Source organism: Bradyrhizobium sp. T-1 (genome assembly GCF_053592855.1).
Genome location: NZ_CM132115.1, coordinates 562761 through 579581, shown reverse-complemented (window position 1 = coordinate 579581; position 16821 = coordinate 562761). Strand labels below are relative to the sequence as shown.

The window sequence follows — 16821 nt, the reverse complement described above, 5'->3', positions numbered from 1 at the left end:
ACCATGCCACGGCGGACCATGATCGAGGCGATTCGCGACGCCATGGATGTGATGATGTCGCGCGATGATAACGTCGTCGTGTTCGGCGAGGACGTCGGCTATTTCGGAGGCGTATTTCGCGCCAGCCAGGGCCTGCAGGCGAAATACGGCACGAGCCGTTGCTTCGATACCCCGATCAGCGAGCTCGGCATCGTCGGCATCGCAGTGGGCATGGCGGCTTACGGCCTGAAACCCTGTGTCGAAATCCAGTTCGCCGATTACATGTATCCGGCTTACGACCAGATCGTCTCCGAGGCCGCACGGTTGCGCTATCGCTCCAACGGTCAATTCACCTGCCCGCTGGTGGTGCGCATGCCGACCGGCGGCGGCATTTTTGGCGGCCAGACGCACAGCCAGAGCCCGGAAGCTCTGTTCACGCATGTCTGCGGCATCAAGACCGTCGTCCCATCGAACCCGCGCGACGCCAAGGGTCTGCTGATCTCTGCGATCGAGGACCCCGATCCCGTGATCTTTCTCGAGCCGAAGCGGCTCTATAACGGTCCATTCGACGGTCATCACGACCGGCCGGTAACGCCGTGGTCAAAGCACGATCTCGCCGACGTCGACGACGGACATTTTGCAATTCCGCTCGGCAGCGCCGCAATCCGCAGGCCGGGCGAGGCCGTCACCATCCTCGCCTACGGCACCATGGTTCACGTCGCCGAGACCGCCGCGACCGAAGCCGGTATTGATGCCGAGATCATCGATCTTCGCTCGCTGCTGCCGCTCGATCTCGACACCATCGAAGCCTCGGTCAAGAAGACCGGGCGCTGCGTCATCGTGCACGAGGCGACGCTGACCTCTGGCTTCGGTGCTGAACTCTGCGCACTGGTCCAGACGCGATGCTTCTATCATCTGGAAGCTCCCATTGCGCGCGTCGCCGGCTGGGACACACCCTACCCGCACGCGCAGGAATGGGACTACTTTCCGGGCCCGGCGCGTGTCAGCCGCGCATTGATCGAAACGCTGGAGGCTTGAGATGGCCGAGCGCGTGGTCAGGCTGCCCGACGTCGGCGAAGGCATTGCGGAAGCCGAGCTCGTGGAATGGCACGTGAAGGTCGGCGATGTCGTCCGCGAAGACGCCGTGCTCGGCGCCGTCATGACTGACAAGGCGACGGTGGAAATCCCCTCGCCGGCGGACGGACGCGTCATCTGGCTCGCCGGCAGCGTGGGCGACATTCTCGCCATCGGCTCGGACTTCGTTCGGCTGGAGGTGGACGGCAAAAGCGCGCAAGCGACGGAGGCAGCGACGCCCCCGTCATCCGCGGCAAGCGCTTTGGCCCAAAAACCTGACGTTGCCGCAAGCGCTTCGCGCATGGCGGCGAGCGAGCCACCCAACATGCTGAAGTCGCAGCCCCCTGCGGCGCCAGCCCACCACGCAGGTGATCGACCTCTGGCCGCCCCCGCGGTTCGGCTCCGCGCGCGGGAGGCAGGCGCCGACCTGCGTCAGATTCGCGGCACGGGTCCCGCCGGGCGGATTACCCACGATGATCTCGACGCCCATCTCGCGCGCGGCCGCACCGGAACGACGGCGGCGCCGTATCCAACACAAGCCGCGGTCACGGACATCAAGATCGTCGGCTTGCGCCGCAAGATCGCCGAGAAGATGTCGGTTGCGAGCTCGCGCATTCCGCACATCACCTATGTCGAGGAGGTCGATGTCACTGCGCTCGAGGATTTGCGCGCGAAACTCAACGGCCAGAAGCAGACGGGGAAACCCAAACTGACAATGTTGCCGTTCCTGATGCGCGCCATGGTGCGCGCGATCGCCGAGCAGCAACATCTCAATGCCCATTTCGACGACGAGGCCGGGATCGTTCACCAGCACGCGGGCGTTCATATCGGGATCGCCACGCAAACGCCAGCCGGCCTGGTGGTCCCCGTCGTCCATCATGCGGAAGCGCGCGACCTCTGGAGTTGCGCTGCCGAGGTCGCGCGGCTCGCGGAAGCGGCCCGGAACGGCAGCGCCACCCGCGACGAACTCACCGGCTCGACCATCACGATCACATCGCTCGGTGCGTTGGGCGGGCTTGCGACGACCCCCATCATCAATCATCCGGAGGTCGCAATCGTCGGCGTCAACCGCATTGCAATCCGACCGCATTGGAATGGCGCGGCCTTCGTGCCGCGTCAGATGATGAACCTGTCGTCCAGCTTCGATCACCGGGTCATCGATGGGTTCGACGCGGCCCAGTTCGTGCAGCGGATCAAGACACAGCTGGAGACACCTGCCATGATCTTCATTGACGCATAGAACGATGACCGAAATCACCTGCAAGCTCCTAGTCATCGGCGCGGGCCCCGGCGGCTACACCTGCGCGATCCGCGCCGGCCAGTTCGGCATCGATACGATCATCGTCGAAGCCGAGAAGCCTGGCGGAACCTGTCTCAATGTCGGCTGCATTCCTTCCAAGGCTTTGATCCATGCGGCGGGTGAGTATGAAACCATCGCGCGCGCCGCGGAGGGCCAGAGTGCGCTTGGTATTACCGCGGCGAAGCCGTCGCTCGACTTCGCCAAAACCATCGCCTGGAAAGACAATATCGTCCGACGTCTGAACGGCGGTGTGGCCGGCCTTTTGAAGAGGGCCGGTGTCAGGCTCGTGGCTGGCCATGCCCGTTTCCGCGACGGCAAGACCGTCGAGGTCGAAGCACAATCCGGCCGACAGGTGATCCATGCCGAAACGGTGGTGATCGCGACGGGCTCCGAGCCGGTTGCGCTGCCGTTTCTGCCCTTCGGCGGCCGCGTGATCTCCTCGACCGAGGCCTTGGCACTCGCCGAAATCCCGAAGAGGCTTGTCGTGGTCGGCGGCGGTTACATCGGTCTCGAGCTCGGTACTGCATTTGCAAAGATCGGCGCCGCGGTCACGGTCGTCGAGGCCACGCCACGCATCCTCCCGCAATATGATCGCGACCTGGGCGAGCCCGTCGCAAGGCGCCTGATCGCGCTCGGGGTCACCGTTTTGACAGGCGCAAAGGCGAAGGCGCTCGTCGCGGACGGTACGGCGCTGGCGATCGAGACCGCAGACGGTGAGCAGACGTCACTCGCGGCCGACAAGATCCTTGTCACGGTCGGCCGCAAACCGCTGACAAGCGGCTTTGGCCTCGAAAATCTCGATCTCGACATGGATGGACCCTTCATCCGAATCGACGACCGATGCCGCACCTCGATGCACGGCATCTGCGCGATCGGAGACGTCACCGGAGAGCCGATGCTGGCACACCGCGCCATGGCGCAAGGCGAGATGGTGGCCGAGATTGTTGCCGGTCGCCGTCGCGCCTGGGACCGGATTTCGATCCCCGCGATCTGCTTCACCGATCCCGAGATCGTCACTGTCGGCCTGTCACCGGACGAGGCGAGCAGCAAGGGTTTCGACGTCAAGACGGACCTCTTTCCGTTCAAGACCAACGGCCGCGCACTGACGCTGGAGCGGGAAGACGGCTTCATCCGGACGGTTGCGCGCGCCGACAATCATCTTCTGTTGGGGATCCAGGGCGTCGGTGCCGGCATCGCCGAGCTTTCGGCAGCCTTCTCTCTTGCGCTGGAGATGGGCGCGCGGCTGGAGGATATCGCCATGACCATCCACGCGCATCCAACCCAGAGCGAAGCCTTTCACGAGGCCGCGCTGAAGTCGCTAGGACACGCGATTCACATCTGAACGTGCAGGAATCTTCCGTGCGCCACGCCTCCACAAATGAAGCAGCAGCAAGCCGGCGGCGCGTACAGAATCGCGCAAATGGCGGAGAGAGTGGGATTCGAACCCACGGTACGGTTTCCCGCACACACGCTTTCCAAGCGTGCGCCTTAAGCCACTCGGCCATCTCTCCGGAGCGCCCTCTCTTGAAGGGGCGCCGATGATTTTGCAAGGGATCGCCGATAAATCGGGCGAATTTTCCGCAACATATTGTATCTACAGGGGAATATCTCGTGTCACGGACCCGTCCGGAACCTGCCTTGGCTGAACCAGTCGCGGGTTTGGCGCGACGATTCACCTGAGGGCGCCAAACATATGACCGGGGACACCATGACCATCCGCAAGACCCTCGCCGCTCTTGGCCTGATTTCGGCCCTTGTCGCGGGCTTTACGGCGCCGGCTCGGGCCCAGGCCTGCACGCGCCAGGGCGTCGATGTGACCTGTGACGATGGGCGGCGTGGGGTGCTATCAGGCGACGCCATCCTCTGGCCGGACGGCACCCGCTCGAGCTCGACACCGCATCAGAGCGTGATCATCGGCAACAAGAGTTCGGTGCATGTCGGCCCAGGCGTGTTCGTGGGCCAAGGCAAGGGCATGGTGCCGATGGATGATCCGAACGCGCCGAACAAGCGGCAATGCGCGATCCTGGATGGGGTATCCTATTGCTATTGAGACTTTCCTCTCCCCCATCGAACGGGGGAGAGGCAGTAAGCTCGCTTAGATCAACCGTACACCTGAGATCGCCGACTTCAACCAGCGCAGCGCCTGGGGCGGCTGTGCCGCGAGCGGGGCGGTCGCGACCTTCTCGGTGCGGCACTTCTCCAGCTCGACCACGAAATCCGTCGACCATTGCTGGATGGTGTGGCCACGCAACGTCTTCATCATCGCATCCCAGCGCATCTTACGCTCGGTGAGCGGCATCGCAGCAGCAACCGCGATCGCACGGGCCATGCCGTCGATATCGTGGGGATTGACCAGCAGCGCGGTGTCGAGCTCGTTGGCGGCACCGGCGAATTTCGAGAGCACGAGCACACCAGGATCCGCTGGATTTTGCGCGGCGACGTATTCCTTGGCGACGAGATTCATGCCGTCATGCAGCGGCGTCACCACGCCGACCTGCGCGGTGCGGTACAGGCCTGCAAGAACGGCCTGGCTAAAGCCCTTGTTGAGATAGCGGATCGGCGTCCAGTCGACCTCGCCATGACGGCCGTTGACGTCGGTGACGAGGCGAGCGACCTCGTTCTGGAGATTGCCATAGGCCTCGATGCCGCCGCGCGACGGGTTGGCGATCTGCAGCAGCGAGATACTGCGCGCAAACTGCGGCTGCTCGGTCCAGAGCCGGTCGAACGCGCTGATGCGATTGACGAGGCCCTTGGAATAGTCGAGCCGATCCACGCCGATCGCGAGCCGCTCGCCGTTCAAGCTGCGGCGCAGGCGCGACACGTCGGGATGCGAGGCCGACTTCGCGGCATAGGCTGCGAATTTTTCCGCATCGATGCCGATCGGAAACACCTCGCAACGCGTGCGGCCGTGCTGCGAGAGCACGACGCCGTCTTCGACGATGAGGCCGAGCTCAGCGCCGGCATAGCCGAGGAAGTTCTGACAATCCGCCTCAGTCTGGAAACCAAGCAGGTCATAAGCCAGCATGGCCGTGATCAGCTCGCGATGATTCGGCACGCCCTGCATCACCGCAGCAACCGGCCACGGTGTATGCAGGAAGAAGCCAATGGGATCATCGACGCCGAGATCGCGCAACTCTGCGCCGAGCGCGAGGAAATGATAATCCTGCACCCAGAACGCGGTCTTCGGCTTGCGAAATCGCATCAAGGCACGCGCCATGAACGCGTTGACCTCGCGATAGCTGACATAATCTTCGCGCGAGACACGGATCAGGTCGCTGCGCGAATGCAGCGCCGGCCACAGCGCCGAATTGGCAAAACCTTCGTAGTAGCCGCCGTAATGCGCCGCCGGCAAATCCAGCGTCGCGATCGCACCTGAGCCGAGCGCTTCGATCTCGGCAAAAGGCTCCTTCTGATGACCGTCGCGTACGCGGCCGGAGGAACCCACCCAGATCGCACCCGAATGCTCCACGACGGGAAGCAACGCCGCCGCGAGGCCACCCGTCATGGGCTCATTGGGTTTACCGCGCGCAACTCGATTTGAAACGACGACTAAGTTCACAGGTCGTCCCCTCCTGTTCATTCCACCCCGTTTAACTGCCGTTCATCAATATGGTTCCTGTCATCATTTCTACGAAATGAAACCAAAGTCAGGCATGCGCGTTGGAACCAGTTTCCTTGCGGGAACCGGGGGAATTCCTGTTGAGAAAGAGAGTTTTGGCGGCTGTGTTGCGCAGCGTGAATTGCGCGCGCGACGGAACACTGTGCCCGACAATGTGGCCCCGAGATGACGTGCCTTATTCCAACCTTGTATCGTCGAGCAGACGCGCAAGGAACGCGCGTACATCGTTCGGCGCGTCGAAGTGGCCGTTGACGCCGATGGCGCGGCGGCCGACCGAGAACGAGAGTCCGTTCATGTCGGGCATGATCGCGAACACAGTTTCATCGGTGACGTCGTCACCGATGAAGATCGGACGACGTCCCTTGAACGGCTCGTGCTGCATCAGTTCGCGCACACCGGTCGCCTTGGTGAAACCGGAATGCTTGATTTCGTAGACGAACTTTCCGGGCAAAACCTCGATCGGTGCATTGGGCAGATCAGCGCGGATCAGCGAGACGGCCTCATAGATCGCTTTCTCCGCATGCGGCGCGAGGCGATAATGCAGCGCCAGTGAATAGCCCTTGTCTTCGAGCAGAATGCCGGGGCTCAGCTTTGCGATCGCGGCCAGCCGCCGCTTCAGCTCCTTGTCCATCGGCGGCGCGTGCACGTCGTCGGCCTCGTTGCCCAGCGACAGGCGCATCTCCGCACCGTGTCCGGCGACAGCACGAAATACATCGGGCGCGAAGATCAGATCGATGTCGTTGAGCGAACGGCCGCTGACCATCGCCAGCGCGCCCGAGGTCCGCTCCGTCAGCCGGTTGAGCGTCTCCGACAAGCCCGGCGGCACCCACACCTCGCGCGGCGTCGGCATCAGGTCGAGCAGCGTCCCGTCGATGTCGAGCAGGATCGCGGTCTCATTGAGATGCGGAACGAGCGCATGGGGCACAGGCACCGCGTCGGGCGCTTCATCTTCCAGCATGGGACGCTTCCGATCCAGTTCCGCAAGTTCCGATTTCATAGTCTACTCCATGGACGCGAGCGGCCGCGCGATTTGTTCTAGCGATTTTCGTTCCGCGGAAATGGCATAGCGCCACGCCACGATCGCAGCCGCGATCATCAGAAAGGCCCCCAGCAGATAGCCGGCGAACACGCTGGCACGCGATCCCGTGTCGATCAGCACGCCGAACAGGGCAGGCCCGACCACGCCGCCGATGCCGGTGCCGACCGCGTAGAACACGGCGATCGCCAGCGCGCGGACTTCAAGCGGAAACGTCTCGCTGACGGTGAGGTAGGCCGCGCTCGCAGCAGGTGAGGCAAAGAAGAAGATCACCATCCAGGCAATCGTCTGCCCCTGCGCGCTCAGCGCGCCGATCGAGAACAGATAGCCCGACAGCGCCAGCAGCAGACCCGAGACGCCATAGGTGAACATGATCATGACACGCCGGCCGAGCGTATCGAACAGACGGCCGAGCAGCAACGGCCCGAGGAAGTTACCGGCGGCGAACGGCAGCAGGTACCAGCCGACATGATCAGCGCTGATACCGTAGAAGTCCGTCAGCACCAGCGCAAATGTGAAAAAGATCGCGTTGTAGAAGAAGGCCTGCGCGCTCATCAATGCGAGGCCGACCAGGGCGCGTTGGCGATAGGCCGAGAACAGGGTATGCACGACCTCGCGGATCGGGGTATGGTCGCGCATCTTCAGACGCATCTTGGCAAAGCGCCCGTCGCTCGCATCCTGATCGTGCCCGATCACCGAGCGCTCGATCTCGCCGACGATGGCATGCGCCTGATCGGGCCGGCCATGAACCATCAGCCAGCGCGGACTTTCCGGGATCCACATCCGCATCAGGAGTACGACGAGGCCGATGGTGGCGCCGATGAGATAGGCAAGGCGCCAGCCGAGATCGGGACTGATCACATTGGGATCGAGCAGCACAATGGCCGCGACCGCACCCATAGCGGCGCCGATCCAGAAGCTGCCATTGATGACGAGATCGGTCCAGCCGCGGTATCGCGCTGGCACCAGTTCCTGGATGGTCGAATTGATCGCGGTGTATTCGCCGCCGATACCGGCGCCGGTCAGGAAGCGAAACAGCGCGTAGCTCGCGACGTCCCACGACAAGGCGGTGGCCGCGGTGGCCGACAGATAGAGAGCCAGCGTGATGAAGAACAGCTTTTTGCGGCCGATCCGATCGGTGAGCCAGCCGAAACCGAGCGCACCCAGCACGGCGCCTGCAAGATAGGCGGAGTTAGCGATGCCGAGATCGAAATTTGAGAAATGAAGCGTCGGGCTCTGCTTCAGCGCGCCCGAGAGAGCACCGGCGAGCGTCACCTCGAGCCCATCGAGAATCCATGTAATGCCAAGCGCCAGGACGACGCGGGTGTGAAAGCCGCTCCACGACAACGCATCGAGCCGCGCAGGAATGCTGGTCTCGACGATGCGATCGGCCGCAGCCGCCGTCGGGACTGCAGGTCCATAGTTCAGCGCTGGGCTCTGCTGCAATTCCATCACGTTGCTGGGTCGTGGGGTGCGGCATTCCGCCTGCCACCTGCGACAACGTTCGCGAGAAGGGGCGGTTCCCTCAGGAACGTTGCCGGATCCCGATCGTTTCCGCCGGAGCCGCAAGGAGTTGACGCATGGCTCATGCCAGAAAGACGACACATTCGCGCAAATCAGCTGCACGCAAGAAGACCGACGCGAGCCGCGGCGGCGTGCGAAAGAGCATCAAACGCGCCGCACCGAAGCGTTGGTCGCAACGCGTCACGAGGGAGAGCGACGCGCTCGACCTCAAGCGGGGCGTGTTCAAGCTGACCAGCGCGAAAAAGATCGCAGCGTCGCTGAAGCGTTCCGCCGAACACAGCGCGCGCCGTAAGACCGGCGCCTATCGCTCGGCGCTGTCGATGCTGACTTTCTATGTCAATCGCGCCGGCAAAACGTTGCCAAAGACGCAGCGCACGCGGCTGGAGAGGGCGAAGGTGGAACTAAGGCGGGCGTTCGGGAGGGAGTGAAACGCGCGCTCTTCGCCCCGTCGTCGTCCTGGACAAGCGCAGCGAAGCCGAGCGTTGATCCAGGACCCATTACCCCAGAGGGAAGTTTGGCGAGGACTCAGAGTTGCCAGCTCGCTGCACGATTCTACCCCCCGGGGTAATGGGTCCTGGCTTTCGCCAGGACGACAGTGAAGGCAGAGGCGCTTCCTGGCCCTACGCCGCCCGGATATTCGCCATGAAGCGATCGAGCTCGGCACGCAGCCGCGTGCTTTCGGACGACAGCGTCTTGGCCGAGTGCAGCACCTCCTCGGAGGCCGAGCCGGTTTCGGCGGCGCCGCGGTTGACCTGACCGATGTCGGTCGCCGCAGTCTGGGTGCCCTGGGCGACGTTCTGGACGCTGCGGGCAATCTCTTGCGTCGCCGCGCCCTGCTGCTCGACGGCGCTCGCAATCGAGGTCGAGATCGACGAGATCTGGCCGATGGTCGCGCCAATCTCCTTGATCGCGGCGACCGATTCGGCGGTGGCGCCCTGCATGCCCGCGATGTGCGAGGAAATCTCGTCCGTTGCCTTCGCCGTCTGGCTCGCCAGCGATTTCACTTCGCTCGCGACCACCGCAAAACCGCGGCCAGCGTCACCTGCACGCGCCGCCTCGATGGTGGCGTTGAGCGCGAGAAGATTGGTCTGTTCGGCGATTGCCGTGATCAGCTTCACGACCTCGCCGATCTGCTGGGCGGCATGGGACAGCTTTCCGATGCGGCCGTCGGTTTCCTTGGCCTGCACGACGGCGGCTTCGGCGATGCGGCTGGAGTCGCGGACCTGGCGGCCGATCTCTTCGACCGAGGCGGAGAGCTCCTCGGTCGCGGTGGCGACCGACTGCATGTTGCTCGAGGCCTGCTCGGAAACGCCGGCCACCTGGCTCGACAGGGTCTGCGTGGTCTCGGCAGTGCGGGTCAGCGTGGAGGCCGAGGATTCAAGCTGCACGGCGGAGGCCGAGACGTTGGACACGATGGCGCCAACCGCGCTCTCGAAATCATCGGCAAAGCGGATCAGTTCGCCGCGGCGGCTTGCTGCCTGCTCCTTATTCTGGGCCTCGCTCGCGGCGGCATCGCGTTCGGCCTTGGCCACCGCCTGAACCTTGAACTCCTCGACCGCGCTGGCCATCTCGCCGATCTCGTCCTTGCGGCCGAGGCCCGGCAGCACGACGTCGAAATTGCCCGAGGCCAGCTCGCGCATTGCCTTGCACATCGCGATCATCGGCCGCGAGATGCCGTTGCCGAGCATCAGCGCCAGCACAGCGCCGACTGCGAGACCACCCAGCGCCAGCATCAGCATCAACCGCTCGGTTTCCCCGATCGTCGCATTCGCACTCGCTTCGATACGCTGCTGATCGGCCGACAGGTCGGACCGCAATTCGCCCGAGAGCTTGAGGATGGATGCCGCCGTCTTGGTCATCTCGCCGTTCGCCTTGACGATGACCTTCACATTCTCCGACAGTTTTGCAAAGGACGCGCGGTACTGCTTCAGCAAATTACTGATCTCGGTGACACGGTCCGTGATCTTCTGATCATTGGCGTAGATCGAGACCAGCAATGTCTCCAGAAACTTGATGCGGGCGACCACGCCGTCGGCGGTCTTCGGCTCCGGCTTGGCGACGAAGGCACTGACCGAGGTGGAGACCGCAAGATATTGCGAGGTGATGTCCTTGGCTGTGGTCTGGACCGATGCGAGGCCGGCGAGCGCCGCAGTATCGGCGAGGTCGTCGAACTTGAAGCGGATCTTGTTGCCGACGCTGTTCAGCTCATCGGTCGCGATCTTGTTGTTCTCACGCGTCAGCGTGATGATCTCACCGAAAACCTTTGTGAAGCGCTTGAACTCGGCTTCGAGCTTGCCGACCTCCTCTCGTCGCGCCGCGCCCGTTGTGGCAGACATCGACTTCGCAATCGCCGCCTTCAGATTCTCTTCGGCCGCCTTGGCCGCGGCCTCGTCGTCAGCGGCGCCGGTCAGCGTGTAAGCCCGGGTCAGTCCCTGATAGCCGATCAATTCGCGATCGATGGTCCGCGCGAGGTCTGCTTCAGCCACGCTGGCCCGGTAGGAGGCGACGGCGCCCGCGATTCGCTCGAAGCCGAAATAGGCGAACGTCATGCTGACGGCAAGGATGGCGAGCACCGCCACGAAGCCAAGGATGATTTTTGCACGAAAACGCAAGGTGACGAGCTTCGATGAGCTCGGCTTCGACTTGACGGACATTCCCCCACCCCATTCCATTCGCGGAAAACCAGGCGCCGCCCGGGAGCAGCCCGCTCCCCGACTCTTCTGCACGGTAAATGGCAAAGGATAAGCTGCGGTAAATTTACCGCGTCGCAACTTGCGGTTAGGTGACGCGGGCCCTACGCCGCCCGGATATTCGCCATGAAGCGATCGAGCTCGGCACGCAACCGCGTGCTTTCGGACGACAGCGTCTTGGCCGAGTGCAGCACCTCCTCGGAGGCCGAGCCGGTTTCGGCGGCGCCGCGGTTGACCTGACCGATGTCGGTCGCCGCAGTCTGGGTGCCCTGGGCGACGTTCTGGACGCTGCGGGCAATCTCTTGCGTCGCCGCGCCCTGCTGCTCGACGGCGCTCGCAATCGAGGTCGAGATCGACGAGATCTGGCCGATGGTCGCGCCAATCTCCTTGATCGCGGCGACCGATTCGGCGGTGGCGCCCTGCATGCCCGCGATGTGCGAGGAAATCTCGTCCGTTGCCTTCGCCGTCTGGCTCGCCAGCGATTTCACTTCGCTCGCGACCACCGCAAAACCGCGGCCAGCGTCACCTGCACGCGCCGCCTCGATGGTGGCGTTGAGCGCGAGAAGATTGGTCTGTTCGGCGATTGCCGTGATCAGCTTCACGACCTCGCCGATCTGCTGGGCGGCATGGGACAGCTTTCCGATGCGGCCGTCGGTTTCCTTGGCCTGCACGACGGCGGCTTCGGCGATGCGGCTGGAGTCGCGGACCTGGCGGCCGATCTCTTCGACCGAGGCGGAGAGCTCCTCGGTCGCGGTGGCGACCGACTGCATGTTGCTCGAGGCCTGCTCGGAAACGCCGGCCACCTGGCTCGACAGGGTCTGCGTGGTCTCGGCAGTGCGGGTCAGCGTGGAGGCCGAGGATTCAAGCTGCACGGCGGAGGCCGAGACGTTGGACACGATGGCGCCGACGGCGCTCTCGAAATCATCGGCAAAGCGGATCAGTTCGCCGCGGCGGCTTGCTGCCTGCTCCTTGTTCTGGGCCTCGCTCGCGGCGGCATCGCGTTCGGCCTTGGCCACCGCCTGAACCTTGAACTCCTCGACCGCGCCGGCCATCTCACCGATCTCGTCCTTGCGGCCGAGGCCCGGCAGCACGACGTCGAAATTGCCCGAGGCCAGCTCGCGCATCGCCTTGCACATCGCGATCATCGGCCGGGAGATGCCGGTGCCGAGCAGGAAGGCGAGGACCGCGCCGAGCAGCGTGCCGCCGACGGCCAGCATCAGCACCAGTTGCTCGGTCTTGCCGATGGTCGCCGCCGATTCCGAATCCAGCCGCTGCTGTTCGGCAACCAGATCCGCCTTCATGGCGGAGGCGCCCCGAAGGATCGCGCCCGCCGAACCGCTCATCTCGGTGACGAGTTCATCGACCAATTTGGCGTTGGCGATCAGCTTCTCCAGCGCTTCGCGATAGGCGCCAAGGATCGTCTTGGCGTCCTTCAGGCCGGCGACGATCTTGTCGTCCATGGAGTAGACCGCGCCGAGCGAGTTCTCGACGAATTTCAGCCGTGCCAGCGCGCTGGTCGCGATCGCCTGGTCGGATGTCAGCACGAAATTGGTCGCCGCCGCGCTTGCGGTCTGGAACTGGGCATTGACCTGCTTGGTACCGAACTCGATCGCCTGCGCCTCGGAATCGGAGGCGTTGTTGCCGATATCGTCGAGCTTGTATTTCAGGAGATTGGCCTGGCGCGAGAGCTGGTTCTGCACCAGCAGCGCGCTGTCGCGCTTGGCCTGGAGGACCTTGGCGAAGGTCGCGGAGAAATTCGCGAACTCCTTCGCGAGCTTGTCGAGGCTGTCCTGCCGCGCCGGTGTCTTGGCGCTCTTGACCGCCTGATCGATGGCGCCCCTCAGGCTGGCCTCGGCGTCGAGCGCCGCCTTGGCATCGTCTTCCTTGCCGGTAACGACGAAATATTTGACGGCCGAGCGGTAGCCAAGCAGCTCGCGGTCGATATTGCGGGCAAGATCGGCCTCCGAGACGCTGCTGCGATAGGACCCGACGCCGGATGAGACTCGCTCGAAGCCGAAATAGGCGAACGCCATGCTGCCGGCAGAGATCGCCAGCACGGCGGCAAAACCAAGGATGATCTTGGCGCGGAACCGGAGGGTCGGAAATATGCTGCGCTTAGACGGCGACGCGGTACGCCCGGACATTCCCAAACCCCCATTTAGTCTTCAGCCGCAATCGGGAGGCGCCCCGCCCCCAGACCGGAATGCGCAAAACTAAGGCAGAATCAATAAAGGGCGGTAAATTCGTCCGACCTGCATCTTCGGTGGAGAGCCCCGCTGCGAAAGCCCGTGCCGCCGCTTGCGACCTCGCGTGTTGCGGCTAACCGGAAAACGCCTTATTCTTACGGCACTTGTCAGGCAATAATCACGCAACTGGCGTTAGACCAAGCGGATCCTCAAGGGAGAAACGGAGTGGGGCAAACCGAGTTTCGGTTTGGCGGTGCGTCTGGTGTTGCCGTTGCCAAATCGAAGGCGGCGACCGTCGACGAGGCCGTGGCCGAGCTTGCGGCCCAGCTTCCGTCCGACGAGCTGGCACTGATCCTGGTTTTCCTCTCCCCCCGCTACGACCCCCATCATTTCATCGCCGCGATCACCCGACAATTCGATGAGACCCAAGTCTGCGGCTGCACCACCGCGGGCGAGCTTGCCCCTGACGGCTGGGACGAGAACAGTGTCGTGGCCCTCGCCTTCGGCCGCGCCGACTTCTCGGCCGCAGTGCGGCCCATTCTCAACCTCGACAGCTTCCAGGTGGAGGACGGCCGCAGGATCGGCGGCGAGCTTCGCCACGAGCTGCTGCGGGCGACCCCGCAGATCGATCACGGCAGTCCGTTCGGCTTGGTCCTGATCGACGGCCTGTGCCGCCGCGAAGAGGCGGTGATGTCCGCGATCTATGCCTCGCTTGACGACATCCCGGTGGTCGGCGGATCCGCAGGCGACGGAATGCGCTTCGAGAAGACCTGGGTGTTTTTCGACGGTGAGGCGCACACCAATGCCGCGCTCCTGATCCTGCTGAGCACGTCCCTGCCGTTCCGAGCCTTCAAATGCGACAATTTCGAACCGCGGGCGCAGAAGATGGTGGTCACAGAGGCCGACATCGAAAGTCGAACGGTCAGGGAGCTGAATGCGGAGCCGGCCGCCGAGGAATATTCGCGCATGGTCGGGATCTTGGATGCCAAGCTCGATCCGTTCTCCTTCGCATCCCATCCCGTCCTGGTGCGCGTCGGCGGCTCCTACTACGCGCGATCGATCCAGCGGGTCGAGCCGGACGGCTCCCTGCATTTCTTCTGCGCCATCGATGAGGGCATGGTGCTGACCGCCGCGTCATCGCGAAGCCTGGTCGGATCGACCCGCGACACCTTCGCCGAAATCCGCGACCAGATCGGAGACGTCTCGCTCTATATCGGCTTCGAATGCCTGCTCCGCCGGTTGGACGCCGAGCAGCATCAGCTAGCCCGCGACATGTCCGAGTTGTACCGGCAGAATCGCGTCGTCGGATTCCACACCTATGGCGAACAGTTTGGCTCCATGCATGTGAACCAGACCTTCACGGGCGTTGCGATCGGAAGGCGCCGGGCGTGACGGAGAGCTGGCAGGATCCTCAGACCGTCGAGCAGCTGCAGCGCGAAGCGGCAAAGCTGAAAAAGATCAATGCCGCGCTGATGTCGCGCGTCGAACGCTCGATGGACCAGCAGCTCAACGCCTTCTCGCTGTTCGAGACCGCGATTGCGCTCGATCACAAGGTTCGCGACCGGACTCATCAGTTGCGCGAGGCGCTGCATTCGATCGAGCGCGCCAATGAGGGTCTTTACCGCGCCAAGCGGCAAGCCGAGGCTGCGAGCTCGCTGAAGTCTTCGGTGCTGATCTCGGTCACCCATGATTTGTTGCAGCCGCTCAACGCGGCGCGCCTGACGCTGTCGGCGCTGACCGAGATGATGGCCTCGCAGGAGGCGGGGCAGTTGATCGATCAGGCCGACCGCTCGCTGGTGATGCTGGAGGACCTGCTGCGATCGCTGCTGGAGATCGCAAAGCTCGATGCCGGCGCACTCAGGCCCGACGTACACCCGATCGCGCTGGCGCCCCTGTTCGAGCAGCTCCGCAACGAGTTCGAGCCGATCGTCGCGCGGCAGGACCTTTCCTTGCGCATCCGCACCTCGCAGCTGGCCGTGAAGTCGGATGCGATGATGCTGCGGCGGATCCTGCAGAACCTGCTTGCCAATGCCATACGATACACCCGCAGTGGCGGCGTCGTCATGGGATGCCGGCTGAGGGGCGACCGCATCTGCGTTCAGGTCTCCGACACCGGGCCGGGCATCGCGCAGGCGCAGCAGGAGGCGATCTTCCGCGAATTCCAGCGCGGCGAGGCCAGCGCCGGCGACCAGGCCGGTTTCGGGCTGGGCCTTTCCATCGTCCGGCGCTTCGCCACCGAGCTCGGACACAAGGTGCGGCTGTCGTCGCAGATCGGGAGGGGATCGACCTTCTCCCTGGAGCTCGAGCCGGCGGACCTCGCCGAGGTCCGCGACGAGGCGCACGAGATCAAGCCGGCCGCGCAGCATTATGGCGGCCTCGAGGGCGCCAAGATCCTGCTGATCGAGAATGATCCGAACGGCTCGGAGGCCTTGGCCGCCCTGCTGGAGGGCTGGGGCTGCGACGTCGCGCCGACGCGGTCGACCGCGGACGCATTGTCACGCCTGAACGAACTCGGCGGCGCGCCGGACGCCGTCATCGCCGATCTCCATCTCGATCACGGCGAGAGCGGCTTGTCGGCGATCGCCGACATTCGCCAGCATCTGAAGCTCGACACGCCGGCCATGATCATCACCGCCGACTACTCCGAAAAGGCCGCGAAAGAAGCGAGCCGGCACGGCCTCGAAGTGCTGAAGAAGCCGATCAAGCCCGCCGAGATGCGGGCGCTGCTGTCGTTCCTGCTGAGCTAGGTGCACCCCGCTTGCAGTGGCGGGGCATCGCCAAGACAAAAATGTCGAAAACAACCCCATGCACAGTAGGCTGGGCTTGTCACTCCTCTTCCATCGCCTTGATCAAATTGTCGCGGAGCGTGACGACGCTTTTCTGCAGCCGCGCGAATTCATCCGGCTTGAGTCCGCTCGACTTCACGAGATTCATGTGCATGCCCTTCTCGCGGAGGCGTCGGCCGGCGTCGGTGAGGCTGACGCGCACCTGCCGCTCGTCGGCAGGATCCCGTTGGCGGCGCAAATAGCCCATCGCCTCGAGCTTTTTCAGGATCGGCGTCAGGGTGTTGGATTCCAGGAACATCTTGTTTCCGAGTTCGCTCACGGTCTGGCCGTCCTGCTCCCACAGCGCCACGATCGCGATCCACTGTGGGTAGGTCAGGCCGAGCTCATCGAGGCCGGGCTTGTAGGCCCGTCCATAGGCAAGGTTGGCCGAATAGATCGCAAAGCACAGGAAATCGGCGAGGCGCCGCTCGCCCGCAGGTTCCTGTTTCTCATTAGCCGTTGAATGATCTCTGGATTCGGCCCTGGGACTGCTCTTCAGGCTCATTAAGGGGCGTCCTTTCCGACACGGATATGTGAAGTTCCGCATGCATATATATCGTATCCGATTAAATCGGAAGGGTTGACATT

13 protein-coding genes and 1 tRNA gene are annotated in these 16821 nt (G+C 63.7%); 7 read left to right on the top strand and 7 right to left on the bottom strand.

Annotated elements, in window-relative coordinates; translation table 11 throughout:
* Positions 1-3 precede the first annotated feature (3 nt).
* From ACWAT4_RS02730 to lpdA, 3 genes are read left to right on the top strand one after another with little or no spacing between them, the layout of a single operon-like run.
* On the top strand, positions 4-1017 hold the full coding sequence (locus ACWAT4_RS02730) for an alpha-ketoacid dehydrogenase subunit beta (RefSeq protein WP_212303616.1): 1014 nt from the start codon (positions 4-6) through the stop codon (positions 1015-1017).
* Between the two features lies 1 nt (position 1018).
* Entirely contained in the window at positions 1019-2293 is a 1275-nt protein-coding gene (locus ACWAT4_RS02725; RefSeq protein ID WP_449729745.1) for a dihydrolipoamide acetyltransferase family protein, read from the top strand.
* 4 nt (positions 2294-2297) lie between these two features.
* Positions 2298-3695, top strand: a complete 1398-nt coding sequence (lpdA, locus tag ACWAT4_RS02720) for a dihydrolipoyl dehydrogenase (RefSeq protein ID WP_449729744.1) — start codon at positions 2298-2300, stop codon at positions 3693-3695.
* A 79-nt stretch (positions 3696-3774) separates the two neighbouring features.
* On the opposite strand, the gene ACWAT4_RS02715 is transcribed toward lpdA, so the two are convergent.
* Positions 3775-3864: transfer RNA gene (locus tag ACWAT4_RS02715), tRNA-Ser, on the bottom strand.
* Between the two features lie 197 nt (positions 3865-4061).
* Between ACWAT4_RS02715 and ACWAT4_RS02710 the strand changes: the two genes are divergently transcribed.
* Positions 4062-4403, top strand: coding sequence for a hypothetical protein (locus tag ACWAT4_RS02710; RefSeq protein ID WP_449731328.1), 342 nt, complete (start codon positions 4062-4064; stop codon positions 4401-4403).
* A gap of 45 nt (positions 4404-4448) precedes the next feature.
* Here ACWAT4_RS02710 and ACWAT4_RS02705 read toward each other — a convergent pair whose 3' ends face one another.
* The 3 genes from ACWAT4_RS02705 to ACWAT4_RS02695 form a co-directional block, all read right to left on the bottom strand.
* Positions 4449-5912, bottom strand: coding sequence for a trehalose-6-phosphate synthase (locus ACWAT4_RS02705; RefSeq protein WP_212445914.1), 1464 nt, complete (start codon positions 5910-5912; stop codon positions 4449-4451).
* 235 nt (positions 5913-6147) lie between these two features.
* A complete protein-coding gene (gene otsB / locus ACWAT4_RS02700; RefSeq protein WP_212303929.1) occupies positions 6148-6969 on the bottom strand; it encodes a trehalose-phosphatase in 822 nt (273 codons plus the stop codon).
* 3 nt (positions 6970-6972) lie between these two features.
* On the bottom strand, positions 6973-8460 hold the full coding sequence (locus ACWAT4_RS02695; protein ID WP_212445926.1) for an MFS transporter: 1488 nt from the start codon (positions 8458-8460) through the stop codon (positions 6973-6975).
* A gap of 128 nt (positions 8461-8588) precedes the next feature.
* On the opposite strand from ACWAT4_RS02695, the gene ACWAT4_RS02690 reads away from it, so the two are divergent.
* Complete coding sequence (locus tag ACWAT4_RS02690) at positions 8589-8960, top strand: DUF3175 domain-containing protein (RefSeq protein ID WP_212445915.1); 372 nt, start codon at positions 8589-8591, stop codon at positions 8958-8960.
* Positions 8961-9152: 192 nt separating this feature from the next.
* Here the strand turns inward: ACWAT4_RS02690 and ACWAT4_RS02685 are convergent, their stop codons facing one another.
* Positions 9153-11186 carry a methyl-accepting chemotaxis protein gene (locus ACWAT4_RS02685; RefSeq protein WP_212445916.1) on the bottom strand — a complete coding sequence of 678 codons (2034 nt, stop codon included), beginning with the start codon at positions 11184-11186 and terminating at the stop codon, positions 9153-9155.
* Positions 11187-11326: 140 nt separating this feature from the next.
* Complete coding sequence (locus ACWAT4_RS02680; RefSeq protein ID WP_449729743.1) at positions 11327-13366, bottom strand: methyl-accepting chemotaxis protein; 2040 nt, start codon at positions 13364-13366, stop codon at positions 11327-11329.
* A gap of 267 nt (positions 13367-13633) precedes the next feature.
* Between ACWAT4_RS02680 and ACWAT4_RS02675 the strand changes: the two genes are divergently transcribed.
* On the top strand, positions 13634-14800 hold the full coding sequence (locus ACWAT4_RS02675) for an FIST N-terminal domain-containing protein (RefSeq protein ID WP_449729742.1): 1167 nt from the start codon (positions 13634-13636) through the stop codon (positions 14798-14800).
* Positions 14797-16155, top strand: coding sequence for a hybrid sensor histidine kinase/response regulator (locus tag ACWAT4_RS02670; RefSeq protein WP_212428160.1), 1359 nt, complete (start codon positions 14797-14799; stop codon positions 16153-16155). Before ACWAT4_RS02675 ends, ACWAT4_RS02670 begins: the two co-directional genes overlap by 4 nt.
* Positions 16156-16234: 79 nt before the next feature.
* Here ACWAT4_RS02670 and ACWAT4_RS02665 read toward each other — a convergent pair whose 3' ends face one another.
* Positions 16235-16732, bottom strand: a complete 498-nt coding sequence (locus tag ACWAT4_RS02665) for a MarR family winged helix-turn-helix transcriptional regulator (RefSeq protein WP_433995286.1) — start codon at positions 16730-16732, stop codon at positions 16235-16237.
* Positions 16733-16821: the final 89 nt, after the last annotated feature.